Annotated in this window: 14 protein-coding genes, 1 tRNA gene and 1 pseudogene; 6 read left to right on the forward strand and 10 right to left on the reverse strand. The window is 69.1% G+C overall.

Annotated elements, in window-relative coordinates:
* Window positions 1-129: 129 nt before the first annotated feature.
* From ACWDLG_RS06155 to ACWDLG_RS06165, 3 genes are all read left to right on the forward strand, one after another.
* On the forward strand, window positions 130-1,737 hold the full coding sequence (locus tag ACWDLG_RS06155) for an N-acyl-D-amino-acid deacylase family protein (RefSeq protein WP_449916529.1): 1,608 nt from the start codon (window positions 130-132) through the stop codon (window positions 1,735-1,737).
* 199 nt (window positions 1,738-1,936) lie between these two features.
* Window positions 1,937-3,673, forward strand: coding sequence for an ABC transporter family substrate-binding protein (locus tag ACWDLG_RS06160; protein WP_449916530.1), 1,737 nt, complete (start codon window positions 1,937-1,939; stop codon window positions 3,671-3,673).
* Between the two features lie 127 nt (window positions 3,674-3,800).
* Entirely contained in the window at window positions 3,801-4,586 is a 786-nt protein-coding gene (locus ACWDLG_RS06165; RefSeq protein ID WP_449916533.1) for a carbon-nitrogen hydrolase family protein, read from the forward strand.
* 20 nt (window positions 4,587-4,606) lie between these two features.
* On the opposite strand, the gene ACWDLG_RS06170 is transcribed toward ACWDLG_RS06165, so the two are convergent.
* The 6 genes from ACWDLG_RS06170 to ACWDLG_RS06195 form a co-directional block, all read right to left on the reverse strand.
* Window positions 4,607-4,912: an ATP-binding protein gene (locus tag ACWDLG_RS06170; protein WP_449916535.1), complete on the reverse strand. Its 306-nt coding sequence runs from the start codon at window positions 4,910-4,912 to the stop codon at window positions 4,607-4,609.
* Between the two features lie 53 nt (window positions 4,913-4,965).
* Window positions 4,966-6,144: an ABC transporter permease gene (locus ACWDLG_RS06175; RefSeq protein WP_449916538.1), complete on the reverse strand. Its 1,179-nt coding sequence runs from the start codon at window positions 6,142-6,144 to the stop codon at window positions 4,966-4,968.
* 2 nt (window positions 6,145-6,146) lie between these two features.
* On the reverse strand, window positions 6,147-6,824 hold the full coding sequence (locus ACWDLG_RS06180) for an ABC transporter ATP-binding protein (RefSeq protein ID WP_354913179.1): 678 nt from the start codon (window positions 6,822-6,824) through the stop codon (window positions 6,147-6,149).
* Window positions 6,817-8,643: a peptidoglycan-binding protein gene (locus tag ACWDLG_RS06185; protein ID WP_449916540.1), complete on the reverse strand. Its 1,827-nt coding sequence runs from the start codon at window positions 8,641-8,643 to the stop codon at window positions 6,817-6,819. The genes ACWDLG_RS06180 and ACWDLG_RS06185 overlap by 8 nt, the downstream gene beginning before the upstream one ends.
* Window positions 8,644-8,835: 192 nt before the next feature.
* Window positions 8,836-9,699 carry a hypothetical protein gene (locus tag ACWDLG_RS06190; RefSeq protein ID WP_449916541.1) on the reverse strand — a complete coding sequence of 288 codons (864 nt, stop codon included), beginning with the start codon at window positions 9,697-9,699 and terminating at the stop codon, window positions 8,836-8,838.
* 635 nt (window positions 9,700-10,334) lie between these two features.
* Window positions 10,335-11,543 carry a vanadium-dependent haloperoxidase gene (locus tag ACWDLG_RS06195; protein WP_449916544.1) on the reverse strand — a complete coding sequence of 403 codons (1,209 nt, stop codon included), beginning with the start codon at window positions 11,541-11,543 and terminating at the stop codon, window positions 10,335-10,337.
* 436 nt (window positions 11,544-11,979) lie between these two features.
* On the opposite strand from ACWDLG_RS06195, the gene ACWDLG_RS06200 reads away from it, so the two are divergent.
* The 3 genes from ACWDLG_RS06200 to ACWDLG_RS06210 all read left to right on the forward strand — a co-directional run bounded on the left by ACWDLG_RS06200 (window position 11,980) and on the right by ACWDLG_RS06210 (window position 16,856).
* Window positions 11,980-13,662: a hypothetical protein gene (locus ACWDLG_RS06200; protein WP_449916545.1), complete on the forward strand. Its 1,683-nt coding sequence runs from the start codon at window positions 11,980-11,982 to the stop codon at window positions 13,660-13,662.
* 790 nt (window positions 13,663-14,452) lie between these two features.
* Window positions 14,453-15,538, forward strand: a complete 1,086-nt coding sequence (locus ACWDLG_RS06205; RefSeq protein WP_449916547.1) for an RICIN domain-containing protein — start codon at window positions 14,453-14,455, stop codon at window positions 15,536-15,538.
* 475 nt (window positions 15,539-16,013) lie between these two features.
* Window positions 16,014-16,856, forward strand: coding sequence for a sulfurtransferase (locus ACWDLG_RS06210; RefSeq protein ID WP_449916548.1), 843 nt, complete (start codon window positions 16,014-16,016; stop codon window positions 16,854-16,856).
* 472 nt (window positions 16,857-17,328) lie between these two features.
* On the opposite strand, the pseudogene ACWDLG_RS06215 reads toward ACWDLG_RS06210, so the two are convergent.
* From ACWDLG_RS06215 to ACWDLG_RS06230, 4 genes and pseudogenes are all read right to left on the reverse strand, one after another.
* A pseudogene (locus tag ACWDLG_RS06215) lies at window positions 17,329-17,473 on the reverse strand (IS1380 family transposase); the annotation flags it as partial.
* A gap of 38 nt (window positions 17,474-17,511) precedes the next feature.
* Window positions 17,512-18,516, reverse strand: coding sequence for a hypothetical protein (locus ACWDLG_RS06220; RefSeq protein WP_449916550.1), 1,005 nt, complete (start codon window positions 18,514-18,516; stop codon window positions 17,512-17,514).
* A 219-nt stretch (window positions 18,517-18,735) separates the two neighbouring features.
* Window positions 18,736-18,809 (reverse strand) — tRNA-Ile (locus ACWDLG_RS06225).
* A 586-nt stretch (window positions 18,810-19,395) separates the two neighbouring features.
* The gene (locus ACWDLG_RS06230) at window positions 19,396-19,548 is read right to left on the reverse strand and encodes a PEP-utilizing enzyme (RefSeq protein ID WP_449916553.1); all 153 of its coding nucleotides are present in this window, start codon (window positions 19,546-19,548) and stop codon (window positions 19,396-19,398) included.
* Window positions 19,549-19,963: the final 415 nt, after the last annotated feature.

Consider the following 19,963-nt stretch of genomic DNA (forward strand, 5'->3'; position numbering starts at 1 on the left):
CGGGTGAGCTGTGGTCACTCAGTGCAGTCGTTTCGGCCGGCGTGCACTTCGTCGTACGCGACGTAAGATCGGCGTCAGTTCATCGGATCCGATGAACACTCGGCGCGCCCGGCGTCGCAGGATGACCGCATGTCGGCTTCTCTGGTGATCCGCGGTGGCACAGTCCATGACGGCAGCGGCGGCCCCGGCCGCGTTGCCGACGTCCTGGTCGAAGGCGATCGCATCGTCGCCGTCGGCCCCGAGGCGGGCGGCCACGACGCGCCCGCGCTGGACGCGACCGGGCTGGTGGTGGCGCCCGGGTTCGTGAACGTGCTCAGTCACGCGTACTTCACCCTGGAGACGGACGGCCGTGGCCTGTCCGACCTCTACCAGGGGGTCACCACCCAGGTCTTCGGCGAGGGAATCTCGATCGGACCCTTCACCCCCGCCGTCCGGGCCGAGCTGGAAGCGGTCTTCGGTCCCGCCACTCCCCCGCTGGTGTGGGAGCGGTTGTCGGAGTTCCTGGCGCACCTGGAGAGCAAGGGCGTCGTCCAGAACGTCGCAAGCTTCGTCGGCGCGGAGAACCTGCGCATGATCGGGGCGGGCTCGGAGGACCGGCCGATGACCGCCGCCGAGCTCTCCCATGTCCGCGGCGTCCTGGACGAGGAGATGGCCGACGGCGCGCTGGGCCTGGGATCGGCGCTCATCTACCCGCCGGGATGCTTCGCGCCGACCGACGAACTGGTCGCGCTGTGCGAAGTCGTCGCACGGTACGACGGCATGTACATCTCGCACCTGCGCAGCGAGGGCGACCACTTCCTCGACGCGGTCGACGAACTGATCGAGATCGGCCGCCGCGCCGGGGTACGGGCCGAGATCTACCACCTCAAGGCGGCCGGACGTCGCAACTGGCCGAAGATGGCCCGCGCCGTGGAGAAGGTCGAGGCCGCCCGCGCCGCCGGCCGGCCGGTGACCGCCGACATCTACCCCTATCTCGCCGGGCAGACCCACCTGGCCGCCGCGATCCCGCCGCATTTCCACGAGGGCGGCCACGAGGCGCTCGTGGCCCGCCTGGCCGACCCGGCCGAGCGCGCCCGCATCCACGAGGGCGTGCGGACGCCGTCGGAGCGGTGGGAGAACATCTACCTGGCCTCGGGCGGCGCGGACGGCGTGATGCTGCTGCCCGACCCGAAGGGGCCGGTGGCCCGCTACCGGGGGCTCAGCCTCCGGCAGACGGCGGAGAAGCGGGGCGCCGACCCGGTGGAGACGCTGTTGTGCCTGGTCGAGCAGGATCCGTCGCTGCACGCCATGTACTTCATGATGGACGAGGAGGTGCTGCGGACCGCGCTGCGCAACCCGTGGGTCTCCGTCGGCTCCGACGCCGAGACCTTCGCCGCCGAACCGCCCCACACCGACGTTCCCACCCATCCGCGTGCCTACGGGACGTTCGCCCGCGTCCTCGGCCGATACGTGCGCGAGCAGGGGCTTCTCACGCTCGGCGAGGCCGTACGCCGGATGACCAGCCTCCCGGCCGCCAACCTCGGCCTGCGCGACCGTGGCCTGCTCACCCCCGGCGCCTACGCCGACATCGTCGTGTTCGACCCCGCCACCGTCGGCGACCTCGCCACCTACGAGGACCCGCACCGCTACGCCCGCGGGATCCGGCACGTGGTGGTCAACGGGACGACCGCGCTCGCCGACGGCGTCCCCACCGGGCAGCTGCCCGGCCGGGCGCTGCGGCGCGGCAGGTCACGGTGAAGGAGCAGGCGGAGCAGGTCCTCGGCCGGCTCGGCGCGCGAGCCTGGGTGCAGGTACGCCGTGGGCGTCTTCACCCGCGCTGCCGACCCCACCCCCAACGCCCCGCACCTCGACACGCCGATCGGCTGGGCGGCGGCCGAAGCCGTCGCTCAGCTGCGCGGCGAGCGCCACTGAACCTTCTCACCCCTGGGAGCCGACCATGGCTATCCGCAGAACGAACTCGATGGCTCTGACGGCCGGCGCCCTGGCGCTGCTGCTCACCGCCTGTGCGGGCGGCGGCGCGAAGACGGCGACGTCCGGCGACGGCCGCGTCACCGGCGAGCTGAACACGGTCAACACCACCACCGCCGTCGGCACCGGCGGCACAGTGACCTACACGATCACCTATCCGATCTCGAACTGGAACGTCCTGAACACCGGCGGCGCCACCTACTCGGTGATCGACATCTCCAGCGTGCTGCTGCCGAACGCGTTCGTCATCCAGCCGGACGGAACGGTGGCCCGCAACGAGGCGCTCGTGACGAGCGCGGAGAAGACCGCCGACAAACCGCAGACCATCACGTACACGATCGACCCCAAGGCCGTCTGGTCCGACGGCACGCCGATCACGGCCGACGACTTCGCCTACACCTGGCGGGCGCTCAACCCCCGCCAGTGCCCGAAGTGCCAGGCCGGCAACACCGCCGGCTACGACCGGATCACCTCGGTCAAGGGCTCGAACCAGGGCCGGACCGTCACCGTCGTCTTCGACCGGCCGTACGTCGACTGGCAGGCCCTGTTCTCGCCGATCCTGCCGGCCCACGTCGCGAAGACCTACGGCCCCACCGACACCCCCGCCGGCCTGGAGAAGAGCTTCAACGAAGGCTTCGCCAAGTCGGTCCCGAAGTTCTCCGCGGGCCCGTTCAGGATCGAGGAGTTCACCGCCGACGGCTCGGTGGTGATGGTCCGCAACGAGAAGTGGTACGGCAAGGCGCCGCACCTGGACAAGCTCGTCTTCCGTCTCATCACCGACGTCTCCCAGCAGCCGACCTCGCTGGCGAACGGCGAGGTCGACGTGATCTATCCCAACCCGCAGGTGGACATCGTGCAGCAGGTCGACGACCTGCCCGCGGTCCGCTACCAGGTGACGCCAAGCGCGTCGGTTCACCAGATCTGGCTGAACCACAACGCCCCGGCCCTGAAGGACGTCGCCCTGCGCAAGGCGATCTTCCAGGCGGTGAGCGTGAAGGACCTGATCGCCAAGACGATCGGCCAGTTCGACAACACCGCGGAGCCTCGGCTGAGCCAGATGTTCCTCAGCGGGGCGCCCGGCTACGCCGACGTGGTGAGCGCCTTCGAGTACGGCATCGGCGACGCCGAGAAGGCCAAGAAGACGCTGACCGACGCCGGATACACCGGAGTCGGCACGAAGCTCGTCGCACCGGACGGCAAGGCCGTGGGTACGCTGCGTTTCGCCGTCCAGGCGGGCGACCAGCTGCGTGCCAGCGAGGCACAGCTGGTCAAGGCCGCGGTCGCCCCGCTGGGCGTCGACGTGCAGGTGGCCACGGTGTCCAACACGATGGACGCCGTCCAGGAAGGCAACTGGGCGCTCACGGTGGGCACGGTGTCGCAGTCGCCGTTCACCGCGACCAGCAACATCCCGTACTTCCTGAGCTGCGAGGAGGGCGCGAGCTTCTGCCGCTTCAACCTCGGCAACTACGGCAACCCCAAGGTCGACGAACTCCTCGACGACGCCCTGTCGGCGACCGACGCCGAAGAGGCGACCAAGAAGCTGCAGGAAGCCGACAAGATCGTCTCATCGGACTATTCGATCCTGCCGCTCTACCAGAACAGGTCCTTCCTCGCCTACAACGCGAAGCTCGGCAACATCCGCGACAACAGCCTGGCGTTCCCGACCTACAACAGCGAGCAGTGGGGCCTGCTGAACGGCTCATGACCTGCGGCGGGCCCTCTTCGGCTCAGTTCCGGACGATCTTTGACATCTTGGTCACCAGTCTGTTTCGGCCCCACTCTGAGTGCAGACGACGAACGACGAACCGGGGTGGCCTGTGCGAGTTGCAGCCTTGCAGTCGAAACTGGACGGGTGGCGGGCGGGTGGCCTTCCTGCAGCGATCAAGCTGTGTGAGCGGCAGGAGGTCGAGCTGCTGGTGCTGCCCGAGTGCTACTTCGGCGGCATGCGCGCCGCCAGGCCCGACGCGGATGCGGTTGCGATGGCGGCGCCTTACCCGGACTTGGTCGAGGCGCTTCGCGACTGCCCTTCGGAACTGACTGTGGTGGCCGGCTTCACCGAACGAGCCGGCGACGGGGCGCTGTACAGCTCGGCGGCGGTGTTGCGTGCGGGACGGCTGCTCGGCGTCATGCGCAAGCTGTTTCCTCGAGAGCCGGCTTTCAACCCGGGTGAGGAACTACCGATCTTTCATCACGGCGCATGCGCCTTCGGTGTCGTGATCTGCAACGACGCCAACTTCGTCGAGCCGTCCCGGCTGCTGGCACTGGCCGGGGCCCGCCTCCTCGTGTGCCCGCTGAACAACGATCTTCCCATGGAGGTCACCCGCGATTGGAAGGTCCGGACGCGATCAGCGCTCATCGCTCGAGCGGTGGAGAACGACTGCTGGGTGATCGCGGCTGATGTATGTGGCAGGGCAGAAGGACGGCAGGGAGGCGCGGCGACGCGGATCATCGGCCCGGATGGCCGCATCCTCGGTGAGGCGGACGGAGCGGAGCCGGGCTTGGTGGTGGCGGACATCGATACGACGGGCAGGTCCATGCTGCCGCGCTGGGATGTGGCGCAGAACCCAGCTGTCTTCGGAAAGTGGATGGGAGCCCTGGCCGATCGCGCCAGTGGTTGAGGCAAGGCGTGATCGCTTCCTCATCGGTCTCGCCGCCCGAGCGCGCCCTTGAGCGCGTCGGCCTGTGCGTCGGGGAGCCCGTCCACCCTGGCCAGCCCAGGCAGGAGCACCTGGTGCAGGGCCGCGAACGGCAGTTCGGTCTCGGGTTCCACGCCGGTGCAGCGCAGGATCCCACACCCCTCGGCCGCGCGTGCCGCGCTGTCGAGGAGCGCCGTCTTGCCGATGCCCGGGTCGCCGCGGACGACCAGGGCCCCGCTGCGTCCGGCCCGCGCGCCGTCCACCAGGTCCCCGATGGCCCGCTCGTCCTGATCTCTCCCTCGCAGCATGCCAAGCAATGGAGCGATCGCAGGCCGCTCACCCCCATGCGGCCAGCTGCCGGTCAGCGCAGGGCGTCGACGGGCTCCATCCGGGCGGCGCGCAAGGCCGGATACAGTCCCGCCAGAAGCCCGACCAGCGCGCCGACCGCGGGGGCGGCCAGGGCCAGACGGATGTCCAGCACCGGGGTCCACTGGCGGACGGCCGCCACCACGACGACGGCGACGGTGCCCAGGCTGGCGCCGATGACTCCACCGGTCAGGCCGATCAGGCTGGACTCCAGCAGGAACTGAGCGGCTATGTGGCGACGGGCGGCACCCAGAGCCCGGCGCAGGCCGATCTCGGCGACGCGTTCCATGATGGTGACCAGGGTGACGTTGGCGATCCCGACCGCGCCCACGATCAGGGAGACCAGGCCGAGGATGAGGAACAGGCCGTTGACGTCGTCCTGGGCGCCGTCGCGGGCGCGCTTGGGGCTGGGCGGGGCGATCACCTGGAGTTCCGCAGTGTGGTTGGGGCTGAGGGCGAGGGGGGCCTGGCGGGCGATCAGCTCGGCGGCGCCCAGCTGGGTGCCCACCAGGACACGGGTGACGTTCTTCAGGCCGAAGTCGGGGCCGAGGGTGGGCGGCACCAGGACCGCGCTGGCGAGGATCTGCTCGCGCTGCAGGCCGCCGATGATGCCGATGACGGTGTAGGCGCGGTCGTTGATGAACACCGCCGGCGCGTGGTCCAGCCGGGTGATGCCGAGCATGGCGGCGGCCTGCTCGCCCAGCACGACGACGCGGTCGCCGCGGGTGAGGTGGCCCGCGTCGTAGAAGCGGCCGGTCAGCAGTCTGCCGCGGGTGGTGGCCGGCAGGTCCGGGGTGGCCGCGACGACGGCGAGCGTCTGCCCTGCCACCTGGGTCGGGTCGAGCAGGTTGTTGGCGGTCACCACGAGGTTGGAGCTCTTGTCGCTCTGCGCCAGCGCGGTGGCCGATACCACGCCGCGCAGCCGCCGCAGTTCCGCGGCGGCCTCCCACGACACCAGGGCCTGGCGGCTGTTCTGCGGCACCTCGACGGTGACACTGGTGGCCAGCAGTTCGTCGAAGCGGCCGACGATCTGGTTGCCGGCGGTCGCGGCGATGCCCATGGTGACCACCAGCGTGGTGATCCCCAGGACGGTGCCCAGGGTGGTCAGGGCGGATCGGACGGGACGGGCCAGCATCCCCGCCAGGGACTCGGCCCACAGATCGCGGATGTTCATGCTCACCCCTGCTCGGTCAGGATGCCGTCGCCGATGCGCACCCGGCGCTTGGCGTGGGCGCTGACCTCGTCCTCGTGTGTGATCACCAGGATGGTCAGGCCCTGGGAGCGCAGCCCGTCGAACAGGTCGAGCACGGCCTCGGTGTTGCGGCTGTCGAGGTTGCCGGTGGGCTCGTCGCACAGCAGCAGGGACGGACGGGCCATCAGGGCGCGGGCGATGGCCACCCGCTGGCGTTCGCCGCCCGACAGGCGGTCCGGCCGGAAACCGATGCGGTGTCCCATGCCCACCTGCTCGAGGGCTTGCTCGGCACGGGCCAGGCGACCGCGGCGCGGGTGCTGCCCGTAGACCTCGGCGAGCATCACGTTTTCGGCCACCGTCCGGTGGGGGAGCAGGTGGAAGGACTGGAAGACGAACCCGATGCGCGCGCCGCGCAGCCGGGTTCGCGCGCCGTCGCGCAGGGCGGTGGTCTCGATGCCGTCCAGCCGGTACGAGCCCGAGCTCGGCCGGTCCAGCAACCCGAGAATGTTCAGCAGAGTGGACTTGCCGGACCCGGACGGGCCGATGATGGCCACGTAGTCGCCGTGGTCGACGCGCAGTGTGACGTCGTCCAGCGCGCGCACCGGCGGGTCGGCGGGGAACTCCCGGCAGACGCCGGTCAGCTCGATGACGGGCTCAGGCATCGCTCACCACGACCCGGTCGCCTTCCTTGACCGTCCCGGCCTGCACGGGCGTGATCTCCACGTTTCCGTCGGCGGTCAGCCCGGTGCGCACCTCGACCTCGCGGGTCCTGTCGCCGTCGAGCGCCACCCGCACCCGGGGACGGCCGTCGGCGGAGGTGACGACGGCGGCGACCGGCACGCTGAGCACCTCCCCTTCGGTCGAGCCGACGGAGATCCGCACCGTCAGCGACGAGCCGACCAGCGCCTTGAGCCCCTTGGCGGTGTCGGGAGTGAGCAGGACCGGCACCGAGCCGGTGTCGGGCGTGTCCTGCTTCTCGTCCTTCTTGTCCTGCGAGGTGACGCGGGCGGCCTCCCCCGTGGCGGTCAGCCTGGCCTGCAGCAGGGTGCCGTCGAGGGTTTCCATGGTGGCCTTCTGGTTCCGGCGCAGCAGCTTGGCCTCCTTGGCGTCCACCGACCCGGTGATCGCGAAGGCGGAGCTCGTCACGGTGGCGACCTTGGACTCGATGGTGTCGCCGGGCTTGACCTCGGCCTTGTCGATGCGGGCCGGCAGCGTCGGGAGGAAGACGACCTCGCCCGCCGGGAGACTGACGCCGTAGGTCTTGAGGAACCCGGCCAGCATGTCGCGGGCGTCGGCCAGGCCGGCGGCGCTGTTGCTGACCTTCATCCGCAGCGGCGAGACCTCCCGGGCCCTGCGCAGGCTCTGCTTGGCGGTGGCCTCGGCTTCCTTGGCGGTGCGCACCCCCTTGCGCAGCTCCTCCAGCCGCTTGTCCTGCTCGTCGCGGACTTGCTCGAAGTAGTCGTCCACGGCCGTTCGGGCCTCGTCCAGGGCCTGCCGGGCGTTGGCGAGCTTCATCTCCAGCAGGCGGGTGTCCGTCGAACGGAACGGTGTGGGAGTGGGCAGCGGTGGCGCAGGTGGTGGCGGGGTGCCGGAGGGTGTGCCGGACGGCGTCGGCGCGGGCGGCGGCGCCGGCGGCGGGGTGTTGTTGTTCTGCTCCATGGCCTCGGTCAGTTCCTTCTCGGCCGCGAGCACCGCTTCCTCGGCGGTGCGCACAGCCTGCCGCAGGCTCGTCAGCTTGGCGGCCTGATCGGGCGTCATGTCCTGCCGCATCGCCTCCCGCAGCGCCCGCTCGGCCGAGCGCAGGTCGCGGCGGGCGTTGTCGAGGCGCAGCTTGAGCGGCTGGACATCGAGACCCTCATCCAGCGCCTTGCGGGCCTCGGCCAGCTCCGCCTGCCTGTTGCGCACGGTCTCGCGGTAGGTCTGCAGGTTCTTGTGCGCCTCCATGTCAGGCTCCTGGGCCTGGTAGCCGCGCTTGGCGTACCAGCGTTTCACCGCGGTGACGGTGGCCTGGTCGAAGACGCCCGAGACAGGCACCCGCACGCCCTTGCGGCGCAGCGCGCGCTGCAGTTGGCGGACGTCGTCTCCTTCGGTGCCCGGCACCAGCGGCCGGTACATCGGCAGCCGCCCGCGAAAGACGAACACCGGCCGCCCGTTGACCTGCATCAGCACGTCACCCTCACCGATCGGGCCGGTTTGGGGCGCCTTGGTGACGCGCTGGGGCGTGCCGCCGCCTCCACCCGTACCGCCGCCTCCACCCGTGGCGCCGGTCACGCCGACCGTGCCGGCCAGCGTGACCGGCAGCGGGGAGCCGTAGGTGAGCGTGCCGTTCACGGTGACGGTGCTGGTGAGCTTCCGCCGTTCGACCAGTGCGGTGACCAGGGACGGCTTCGGCGGGCGGCGCGCGGCCAACTGGTCGGCGGGGGAACGCAGATCCGCACCCACCGCCCAGCCGACGCCGGCGAGCGCCACCACTGCGGCCACGACACCGGCCAGCACCTTGTTCCTCGAGAGACCGGCCTTCGAGGCACCCGACCTGCCTGTGCCTGGGCCGCCGGGACCGCCTGGACCGCCGGGCTCCGCGGCCGGCTCGCCTGCGGACGCCCTGAACTTGCGCATACTGAACTCGCTTCGATGCAAAGGGAGGGAGGGGTGGAAGCGGCGGGCCCTCAGGGGCTATCCCTCGACGGCCATGGGCATGCCCATGCCCGCGAACGGGCCGGCCTGCTCGTAGACGGCGTTCAGCTTGGGCCGGTAGGCGGCGTAGAAGTCCTTGCCGCACTCCAGGTCGTCCAGCGCGGCCTTGATCTCGCGCGTCAGGAGAGGGCGGGCCTGCTCGGGCGTGGGTTTCTCGCCGAGCTTGCTCAGCTCCTGCCCGAACGACCCCTCGGTGCTGTTGGCGATCTCGACGGGTTGCTGGGAGGTGACCGTGAAGCCCTTGCCCTTGAGACAGTCAGCGAACCGGCCGGCCAGCTCCACCAGGCGGGCGTCGCCGTTCAGCTCGCGGTTGATCGCCTGCTTCATCATCTCGGACTGGGCCTTCGCCGCCTCCTGCATGGAGGTCATCTTGCGGCCGGTTTCCTTGTTGAGCATCTCCAGCATGCACGCGTCCATCCCGGCGAAGTAGGCGTCCCGCTGCGCCTTCGACAGCCCGGCGACGACCTTCGCGTTCGGGTCGTCGCCCGGGCCCTCAACGGTCCGGGAGACCATGCGCCCGCCCGGGTCGTTCGGATAGACGATCGAGGCGGCCCAGCCGAAGCCGTACTTGCTCCGGTGCTTCTTCATGGCCTCGTAGTCGCCGGACATCTCCTTCTTCTGCGCTTCGGGGAGGTCCGGCGCGGAAACGATCGGGTGGTAGGTGAAGCCCTTGCCCTTCATGCAGGCGGCGAGCTGGGCCTGGTTCTGGCGCTGCTTGTTCTGGGGATCCACGGAAGGAGCCGCCGACGGCTGCGCCTGACCGGTCGAAGCGCAGCCGGTCATAGCGGCCAGCAGGGCCGCGCCGGCCACCACGGTTGCGAGCGATCTGTGGGAGTGAATCATGGGGGCCTCTCGCAGGTGACAAGGGGATGAGCGGGCAGCACGAAGCACCGCGGCGCAACCGTGCAGTCAGGCCCGCTCATCGGAGTTCGTCCATCGGGGTGGTCTCGCGGTACTGGGCCGCGAAGCCGGTTCACCTTCCCGTGGGCTTGCTGAAGCGAACCTGAACGCACCTGAAGCGCGGTGCACGGATCGAGGGCAGCGAGCGACCGCGTACGCCCTCGACTCCCCCTATCCGGCCTTCGTCACTGCGGGCCTGCCGGCCGCGGGCTCGGCTTCGTTGATCATTCCGTGTATGTTCCGGATCCTGCTGTGGCGACGTGCCAATCTGGCGGACATGGAGACTGGTTCCGCGCGCAGGGTCCTGGCCGTAAAGCGGGGTGGTCCGTGGCTGGTGCTCGTCAACGGGACCACCTGGAACGTCGAGTCGCGAAACGCTGGGGTGGATACCCCATTCGCCACGTCGAGGCTTGCACTCTTACCGCTCTTGGAGAGGCCTCGGGACGAAGTGGAGAGGCTTGCCGGGCAGGCGCTTGGTCCTGATGATCCCGTTCGGTCGGCGTCGTACTGGATCACGCCCGTACTCCAGGCCGCCCAGCCGGCCGGGTTGACTGGGCGGCCCGAAAACGGTCCTCGGTTCAGCGGAACAGCGCCTGGGCCCTGGGCAGGTCCCACAGGGCCACGCGGTCGCCGAGCCGCGCGCCGCTCTCGTCGGAGAAGCGGAAGTGGATGCCCGACCAGACTCGGCCGTTCACGTTGTCCCTGGTGAGCTGCCGCCACTCGGTGTAGGTGCGGCTCGTACCCGCTGGGCCCGTCATCTGGAACGGCGCCGTCCTGGGGCCGGCCAGCCGCGTGAGGACCTGTTCGGCAGCGCCCGCGTAGGTGGAGTGGCCACCGGGGTACTCGGGGTGCGCGGGCGTCGTGATCAGCGGCTCCCAGGCCGGGTCGCCGCCCTCTCTGATCGCGGTGATCGGCCGCCAGCGCGTGTAGGTGTACTTGGCGTCGAACACCGCGATCTGCGCGTCCACGGTCACCGCGTGGAAGACGGCGACCAGTTCGGCGCGCCGAGCGGGAGATCCGCCGGCGTGCGCCACGGCCGCGCGCAACGCCTGGGTGTAGCCGGACAGGGAGGCCTGCGACCACAGCGTCGCGGTCGCCGTCTGCTCCGGCGTCCGTACCGCGCTGTCCTTGACGCCGTAGGCGCGCACCTCGGCGAGGTCCCTCAGGTACCGCGCCGAGTCGAGGGCGGGGGCGGAGCCTGGACGGAACCGGTCGGCCTGGCCGAGCAGGAACGTCCTGCCACGAGCCTGCCCTGCCTGTACGGCGCTCTCCTCGCCGGAAGGCGTCGGCCGCCACACGCCGGGCGCCGCAGGTGGAGGCGTGTAGGGGGTGTTGACCGACGCGGCGTCGAGGCCGTCGCCGGCCCGTTCCGCCAGGGTGCGGCGGGCCTGCTCGCGCCCCGCCAGCACGCCGCGGTCCCTGGCGGCCCCGGCGGGGACGCGGTCCAGCGTGCGGGCCAGCGCACTGTCGAGCGTGCCGGTCTGGCCGGGGACGAGCGCCGCCAGCGAGTCGTGCACGGCCTGCGCGAGCGCCGCGTTCTGGAAGTCGCGGGACCGGCTGTCGCCTCGCAGCGCGCGGCTCGCGGCGATCCAGGCGATCGCCCACGCCCGGCCGTTGGTCACCTGAGGCGTCTGCCGGGTCGAAGGCGGGATGACGGACGCGGACACGTCAAACCATTCCAGGACCGTGTCAGCAGGAGCGCGTCCGGCGGACCAGGCGGGGGCGGACGTCCCCGCCAGGGTGGAGGTCATGGCCACGAGCCCGGCCAGGAGAGCTCTTCGTCGCACGGAGATTTTCCCTTCTGCGGATGAAAGCTGCGCAAGGGAATACGGAGCCCGCCCCGCCCGCGTTGGCCGTGGACGCGGAGAGCTCAGGAAATGCGCTGGGGGGCTGGGCGGGAGATCTCGCCAATCATGGATCACCAAATGCTCGAAGCGCGTCGTCCACCACATCGTCGGCCGGCCCGGTTGCCCGCGTGGCCATCTCGGCCCCCAGAATTGCGACCTCCCGTGGGCTACCCCCTGGCCGCGCCTCGATCACAGCGACCAGACGCGGCCACCGGCGAGGACCTCGCGCTGGTCGACCAGATAACGCTGGTCGATCGCCTACTCGCTCCGCACACCCCGGCGCCTGCTGAATGACCGGCCCCGTGATCCCTTCCAGCAGATCCGCTGTCAACCGACTGGTTATGGATCGTCAATCCGAGCCCGCCACCGTCAGCTCATGCCCTCGAGAACCCTTGCGGCCCTGACGGTCGCCGTGATGCTCACCGCGACCGCGACCGCGTGCTCGGACACCGAGGACAGCGGCGGCAAAGGAAACCTGACCTATGGAACGGCCATCGACGACGCCCCCACCGGGAAACTCATCGCCGACAGCGGCTTCCGACCCGAGACCAACGGTTTCGGGTTCGAGAACTACGGCGGCGGGGACGAGACCAACCTGACCTCCCAGGAGGTCCACAACCTGTTCGGCGACGCCGTCTGTATCGACGCGGAAACCGAGTCCTGCGAGCTCATCCCGCAGGCCGAGGCGTGGATGGAGCACACCAACAAGTCCATGGACGGCGGCCATTGCTACGGCATGTCGCTGACCAGCCTCCAGATGTGGCAACAGACGCTCAACGTCTCGGACTACGGCGCCGACACCACCCCGGAACTGGCGAAGGAGGACAACCAGCCCCTCCAGAGCGTCATCGCCCAGAACTTCGCCACCCAGTACGGCGCCGTCGTGAAGCAGCAAATGATCAAGGGCACGCCCAGCCAGATCGTCGACCGCCTCATCCAGGCCTGGTCCGCCGAGGAGAAGGAGGGCATGTCGCTCGGCTTCTACAAACGTGACGGCTCCGGCGGCCACGAGATCACGCCCTACGCGATCGAGAAGGCCGGCGACGGGCAGGTCAACATCCTGGTGTACGACAACAACTACCCGGGCGTCACGCAGAAGGTCAGGGTTGATCTGACGCGCGACACCTGGGAGTACAAAACCACCACCAAACCCGGCGAACCCGTCGACCTCTATGAGGGCGACGCCGAAACCGGCACCCTGGAACTGACCCCTGTCGAGGCCGTCACCGAGATCCAGCCCTGCTCTTTCTGCGGCAGGAACGACGACAGCGAGCAGAGCGGCAAGGGCTCCGCCAAGGGCGAACCGGCCGCCGACACCAAGCTCGTCTACCTGGACGGCGACGCCGCCAACCACCCGCACCTGCTCCTGACCGACGACGCCGGCCGTAGAACCGGCTACGTCGACGGCAAACTGGTGAACGAGATCCCCGGTGCCGCAGTCAGCAAGCCCAAGGGCGGCAAACCCGGTGACGACCCCGAACCCGAGTACACCATTCCCGGCGACAACCACATCACCATCACCGTGGACGGCGGCCATCTGACCAAGGACGTGAAGGACGTCCAGGTGGGCATCATCTACGACGCCTTCGACGTCGCCGCGGAGCAGATCCAGCTCCGCAAGGGAGCCAAGGACGTCTTCGACGTCAGTGCCGACATGAGCAAGTTCGGCTACACCGCCAGCGACACGGTCTCCCCCGTCGTCCACTTCGGCGCCAGCATCTCCGACGACGAGTACCTCACCTTCAACGTCTCCAACTCCGCCGACGTCGCCGGTAGCACGATGAGCGCCGAACTTCCCCTGGACGGCAAGCGCTTCGGCCGCTTCATCCTGGACACCAGCAAGGTCAAGGGCGACAGCGCAGCCTATGGCATCGAGGTCATCTACCAGGACAAGAAGGACGAGATCCGGTTCACCACGGACGACGTGGAGATGAACACCGGCGCCAAGGCCGCCGTCCGCTGGGACAAGGTGAATGAGAAGCGGCCGTACATGCCCCTGCTGGTTCAGGATGCGGGCGAGCGGACCTGGAGCAAGCTCGAACCGGCGGTCAATGAGTGACCCGTTCGAGGCAGGTGGAGATCTTGGCGGTGCGGCCGCGCCCTGCCCGTCGTGTCTGAAGGTACCCCGGCCGCCGTGTGCACGCTCCGCGTGTCCGGCACCACCAGACTCGGGTCGGCTGGTCGTCCCCGCCTCTCCCGTACCTGCCGGCGCAGCAGGTCGTGGGGCAGGAAATCCCGCTGGCGGCCGGTCGGCCCTGGTAGAGGATCGCGTTGACGATCTCCCGCATCTCGTGGCCGCTGACCGAGGGGTGGACCCCCGGCCGGCGGCCATGCTCTTTCACTCCTCGATCGCGGTCACATGGCTTTCCGCATGAGGAAGGCGGCAAACCCGTGCCGGAAGCACACGATCGCGAGGCTTCGGGTCGTGGGACGCAACCGGAGGACCGCCTTCTCGCCGCCGACTGCGGCATGCCTGCTTGCGCACGCCGAGGGCATCACCGCTGGACAGCGAACGGCAGCTGAGGCCGCCGGGCCTGACACGAAATGGCGAAGCGAACTGCGACAGGCGGCGGCGTTCTTTTGGACCGAGCATGGACGGGCGGCTCGGTCGCGTTGCCCGTCAGTTCTAGGCCGTTCACCGGGGAAGGCAGGCGATGCGGTCGCGGTTGGGACGCGGCGCGCGCGGAGGATCTCCGCCAGGGTGGTGAACACCGCCTCGTCCTTGGACTGCGGATGGACGCCGTGTCGACTTCGCGGACCTGCTCACCTATCACCGAGTAATCAGCTGTCAAAGCGAATCTTGTGGACTCTCCAGCGAGAAAGATCCCGTTCTCGAGGAGTGGACACAAGTGAAACGAAGCATCGCCGGCGCGCTCGTCGGCATCATCGTGGGCGCGAGCCTGGTATTCGGGGCCGCGGGTACGGCACAGGCCGCCACGGCCCAGGTAAACGCCGGAGTTCAGCAACGCATCCTGCCGGTTGTCGTGGCCAAGATCGGCCGCCGGCTGGCCAAAGAGCTCGTCAAGGCCATCGTGCGGCACTTCAAGAACGAGGCCCAGAAGGCGAATGATCGCCGAGAGTACATGCGGGCGGTCCTTGACGACGTCTGGAACAACGACAGTCCAGGGGTCGACGACCAGCTCCCGTTCGGGTACCACGTGCTCATCGCCGACGACAGCCGAGTCGACCTGAGCAAGCTGCGGTGCGACGACTGCCCCGACGGCAGGCCGATCCTCGAGCAGGAAACGGTCGACCTCGGCGCAGACGGCACCCAGCAGACCTTCTCCTACAGCATCGCCATCTTCGAGAAGGGCGAAGCCACGCTCAAGGGGCGTAAGGGCCAGCGCGACCGGATCCAGTGGATCGAGCCGGAGACGGCCAACCGCGCCGACGACGGCGTCCAGGTCAAGGAGGACGACTATCTCGGGTCCTGCGGCGCCGGCGGCTGCAACGACTGGCAGACCAGTGTGACATTCGCCCCCTACGGCGTCGAGAACAAGCCGGACTGCGGGGATGAGGACCTGGAGGACGGATGCCAGGGCGGCGGCGGCTCCAAGCCCGTTCCGGGTAACCGTCTCGAGCACGGCAAGCAGCTGACCATCACCGCACAGGGCGGCTTCTCCCTCGGCCGACGCACCGTGTGGGACAAGGGCGACGGCACCTGGGAGATCGAGGTGCCCGCCACCGGCAACGTCCTGGAAGTCATCCCGAACAACTGGCGGGTCGAGGACAGACGCGCCCACCACGGCCCCACCCAGCTGTGGCGCTTCATCGACCCCGAAGGGGACGGCTGGTACAGCATCAAGAACGTCTACAACATGACCCACGGCTACCCACAAGGCGGCTGCCTGACCGTCGACGACAACGGCGGCAGGCCCATCTGGGCGATCGACTGCAACAAGCCGGGCAACCAACAGCTGTGGAAGCTGTCCTGACCTGACCGTCGGATGGGTGCCAGCCCCCGGGCGCTCACCCGACGGTCAGCCGGGCGCGCACCTCGTCAGCCTTCGGCACGCCGACGCCCTCGAATGCGTCAAGCGCCGCCGACCACGAGGTGCGCGCCCCTTCCGGCTGACCAAGCGTGAGCGTGGTCAATCATGGCGACCGCTCTGGCCGGTCGGCGGCTGGTGCGACGAAGATCGGCAGGGCAGCACCGCGTGTGGACGGTGTCCCCTGCCGGCACGGACGTCTTTCAGACGTGGCGAGGAGCAGCGTGCCGGCGCCTGTCGTGAGCTGATTCCACTTCCGCAGAGGTCTCCCCGCCGAACGTGGTCGACCTCTGGATCCTGCGGTCACGAACTTGATGATTGATTGACGGTCTCCGAGATCCGTCATCGGCCCTGTCATCCGGCGTCAATCCGCCGGCTTCACGCTGGACCCAGCACATGTCCGGATAGAGAGGGCTTTCCCATGAGCAGGGACACAGCGCTGGTGGACGCTGACTGGGCGCAGGCGCATCTGAGCGACCCCCGGGTGGTCTTCGTCGAAGTGGACGAGGACACCTCCGCCTACGACAGAGGTCATCTGCCGGGAGCGGTTCGCCTGGCCTGGACCACGGACCTGCAGGATCCCGTCCGGAGGGATTTCGTCGACAAGGCCGGGTTCGAAAGGCTGATGGCCAGAAAAGGCATCTCCAGCGATCACACGGTGGTGCTCTACGGGGGCAACAGCAACTGGTTCGCGGCCTACGCCTACTGGTACTTCACGATCTACGGCCACGCGGACATCCGGCTGCTCGACGGCGGACGTAAGAAGTGGGAGCTCGATGGCAGGGCGCTCACTCTCGATGAGCCTGCCCGCCGTCCCACGGTCTACCTCGCCCACGAGCCCCGCACCGACATCAGGGCGTTGCGGGAAGACGTGATCAAGGGCGTCGGCAGCGTCAAGCTGATCGATGTGCGCTCGCCCGACGAGTACGCGGGCCGCCTGCTCGCCCCTGCCCACCTGCCTCAGGAAGGTGCGCAGCGGCCTGGACACGTGCCCACCGCCACGAACGTTCCCTGGTCCAGGGCTTGCGCTTCCGACGGCACGTTCAGGTCCCAGGAAGAGCTGCGCGCGCTCTATGGCGAGCCGGAGGGCCCAGTGATCGTCTACTGCCGGATCGGCGAGCGCTCCGCGCACACCTGGTTCGTCCTGCACGAGCTGCTCGACCTGCCCGAGGTGCGCAACTACGACGGGTCGTGGACGGAGTACGGCTCCCTCGTCGGCGTCCCCGTCGAGCTGGGCGACGGCCGGATCTGGGACAACGTCTGAGTGTCTCCGGCAGGCTCACCCAGCGGTGCCGCCCGTTGGCGGGCCTCGGCGCCCGCCACGCGCACGATCGCCGACACCCGCCGCACTGCTGGGAAGGGTCCGACGCGATCCTCGGCGACTGGGCCTGGTGAGCCCGCGGCGAGAGCGTGTAGCGGCTGGGAGGGGACACGCGGCCGGCCACCGCTGTCGAGATCGTGATCGGGCTCCTCGATGCCGCCAGCCACGCGCCGCTTACGAGCCGCCGATGCTGCATCAGCCACCCCAACGTGCGTTCGACAACCCAGCGGCGCGGCAGCACGTGGAAGCCGCTTTCGGAAAGACGCTTCACTACCTCCACGGCGATTCCGCGCCGAGTACCATGCCGGATCACAGCGGCGTTGTAGCCGCCGTCGACCCACACGGTCGATACCTAGAAGCCGTTGTCTTACCGAATGTAGTTCCTGCGTTTCCGCTGGTGAGCCCAGGGGTGTTCGCAGCGAACGCGGTTTACGTCCACGTCGGTGGCCCACAATTGGGCGCCGGGGTGCGGGCGTTCCTTCCGCACGACCAGCCCCGTCCCACGCGTCCTCGCCGACGGTGCCGTCGGCTTCGACGGTCGGGGTCCACGCGCTCGCGGGAACCCCGAACCGGCACAACAGCGCGCCTGGGCGGGTGCCTACCGCAGGACGGGCCTGCCCTCAAGCACCGCCTTCAGGATCTTCAGGCTGTCGCAGATTCTGTCCTCTTCGAGGAACTCAGGGAGGACCGCCTCCGCCACGCTGACGGCCTTGCCTTCCCCGCCGAGGTAGACAGCGGCATTGGCTCCCTCGGCGTACTCGTCCAGGTGCCCGCGAACACAGGTGTCGGTCGTTGGTTTGCCGGCGAAGTAGATACAGCCCCGGCCGCCCATCTCAAGCCAGGTATGTGCAGACACCGGCCCTTTGACGACGAGGGCGGCCGGGTCGTACAGCGAAGTCGCGAGAAGGTTCCGGACGGTCAAAGACCGGCCGACGAACAGGCAACTGTCCCAGAGGCACACCAGATCCTGTGCCACGACCGAGCCGGTGACGTAGAGCGAAGTGTAGACGTCCGCGTTGCAAAAGGTGATGGGACCGCTGACGGTTAGATCGCCATCGATGACGTAGACCGTGTCCTCGTCCTCGCCAGGCGTGTTGCCCAGCGCCAGCGCACCGTCGATCGTCAGGTCACCGCGGTGGACGTAGAAATGCTCGGGTTCCTCACCGAAATAGTCGTCGACATCCCAGCTGGTGCGGTTGCTCGCTCCGGCCATGTCGTACTGCTCCAGGGCCTCCTCAACTGGCACGGCATCCCAGTTTGCGGTGGGCGATTCGAGAAACATGCCTCTCCTTTCGACAGTGGGGTCATCGGCGGGTGGTCGCCGCCGCAGCGTTCGATAGCTGCCGTGATCCTCCCTCACAGCTACGACAGCATGCTGACGGGCGATCCGAGTGAAGGTCACTCCCGCCCCCCGCCGCGGCAGGAAGGCCACAAGGCCGTCGTAGGCGTGGCCGGCCTGCAAGCAGTGGAACAGACAGCCAAGCATCCGGTTAAAGGTGTGGCGCAATGCGCTGGAATGCCGGTCACCATCGGCTCGCCGCCGATCAGCGAGCACTCGCTCAGCACCGATTGGTCTCGCATGGCTGACGATGAGCGCGCTCACGTTGCGCTACCCCCGTCCGCCAGAAGCGCCAGCAGCACGGAGGCGCTTGGCCTTCTGATGGTCGTATTGACAACCCGAGTTGACATTACGGGCCTAAGCGATCTACACATCAACACGGTCCGTACACAAGAGCAGCCAGCGAGCAACCACTCGCCGCCTTCGACTCACGGCGAGTCGGAGAAGAACCGAGAAACCCCAGGTCAACGCGATGGGAATGAGTAGGGCGGGTGGGACTTGAACCCACGACCCACGGATTATGAGTCCGATGCTCTGACCGGCTGAGCTACCGCCCCCTGCGAGAGTGCAGTCTCCCACAAAATCTCGCGCTTGCCAGCATAGATCGCATCCCACCGGCGGGGGCGCCAATGGCGTTCCCTTGCGTCCCTTCCTTCTGGTGCCCCGCCCCCGCGGAGGGCGGAGCACCCCCGTTCCGGGAGCCAGGAAGGGAGCCGGGAATGGATGCGCGGCTCTCGGGGTTACATCCCTCGTGGCCGGTGTGCCCAGTGTCCCCGGGCCTCACCTATTGCCTTCACGGAATACCGTTCGGCTGGAGCCGTGTTGCGCCTTTCGCCGAGAGGCGACCTGCACACCGGTTCGCACACGTGGGGAAACGCCCGCCCGATCCCGCCGGATCGGGCGGGCGTTTCTTCGTCCCGCCGCCCCGTCTCGCCGGATGAGCCAGGTGTTTCGGGTGGGCGTCTCCCGGCCGATGCCGCAGGATCAGGCGGGTGTCTTCTCGTCCGCGGGCCGCCGCGGTTCGAAAGTCCCGACCCTGCCAAGGTCCTGGCAAGCCTTACGGTAGGCCTCGCACCTGGCTTCCAGCTCCCGTTCCTCCTCAGTCATGCCTGGCATCCTGGCCGTCCTGTACGGGGCGACCGGTCAACTTGGCAGAACCTCTACCGTTCCCCGCTCTCCGTCGACCCGGACGCGGTCGCCGTCCTTGACGCGCATGGTGGCGGTGCCGGTGCCGACGAGGGCGGGGATGCCGGGTTCGCGCGCGACGATCGTGGCGTGGGACAGCGGGGCGCCCATGCCGGTGACGACGGCGGCGCGGAGGAACAGCGGCGTCGTTGGTCAGGGTGGCGGCAAGGATCTCGCCCTGTTTGAGCCGTTCGTCCTCTTCCGGCCCCGGGATGACTCTCGCCACGCCTTCGACGATGCCGGGCGCACCGGGGAAGCCGGTCACCGCATCGGACACCTCGTACGGCACGCCGCGCGTCGTAGAGGTCGGCGCGGCCGTGGGGCGAGGCGGCCCAGCGGACGTGGTCGAAGCCGAGCGATTCGCGCGGGCTAGCCTGCGCGACGTACGCGGCGGCGTCGAGATGGTCCTGTGTCGCCTTGGCGACGGCCTGGGGGTCGTCCGGCTCGCTCACCCCCACCGCACGCTGCCACGCGTCGGCCGGCAGGTCGGCGAGCCGTTCGCCGGGCCGCTTCGCCGAGGCAGGCG

This window comes from Nonomuraea sp. NPDC003727 (assembly GCF_053586935.1).

Coding starts and splice junctions, on each gene's coding strand:
- ACWDLG_RS06210 (WP_449916548.1), top strand. CDS start 16,014: ATGAGCAGGGACACAGCGCTGGTGGACGCTGACTGGGCGCAGGCGCAT.
- ACWDLG_RS06180 (WP_354913179.1), bottom strand. CDS start 6,824: ATGCCTGAGCCCGTCATCGAGCTGACCGGCGTCTGCCGGGAGTTCCCC.
- ACWDLG_RS06230 (WP_449916553.1), bottom strand. CDS start 19,548: ATGGGCGCCCCGCTGTCCCACGCCACGATCGTCGCGCGCGAACCCGGC.
- ACWDLG_RS06190 (WP_449916541.1), bottom strand. CDS start 9,699: ATGATTCACTCCCACAGATCGCTCGCAACCGTGGTGGCCGGCGCGGCC.
- ACWDLG_RS06155 (WP_449916529.1), top strand. CDS start 130: ATGTCGGCTTCTCTGGTGATCCGCGGTGGCACAGTCCATGACGGCAGC.
- ACWDLG_RS06160 (WP_449916530.1), top strand. CDS start 1,937: ATGGCTATCCGCAGAACGAACTCGATGGCTCTGACGGCCGGCGCCCTG.
- ACWDLG_RS06170 (WP_449916535.1), bottom strand. CDS start 4,912: ATGCTGCGAGGGAGAGATCAGGACGAGCGGGCCATCGGGGACCTGGTG.
- ACWDLG_RS06175 (WP_449916538.1), bottom strand. CDS start 6,144: ATGAACATCCGCGATCTGTGGGCCGAGTCCCTGGCGGGGATGCTGGCC.
- ACWDLG_RS06200 (WP_449916545.1), top strand. CDS start 11,980: ATGCCCTCGAGAACCCTTGCGGCCCTGACGGTCGCCGTGATGCTCACC.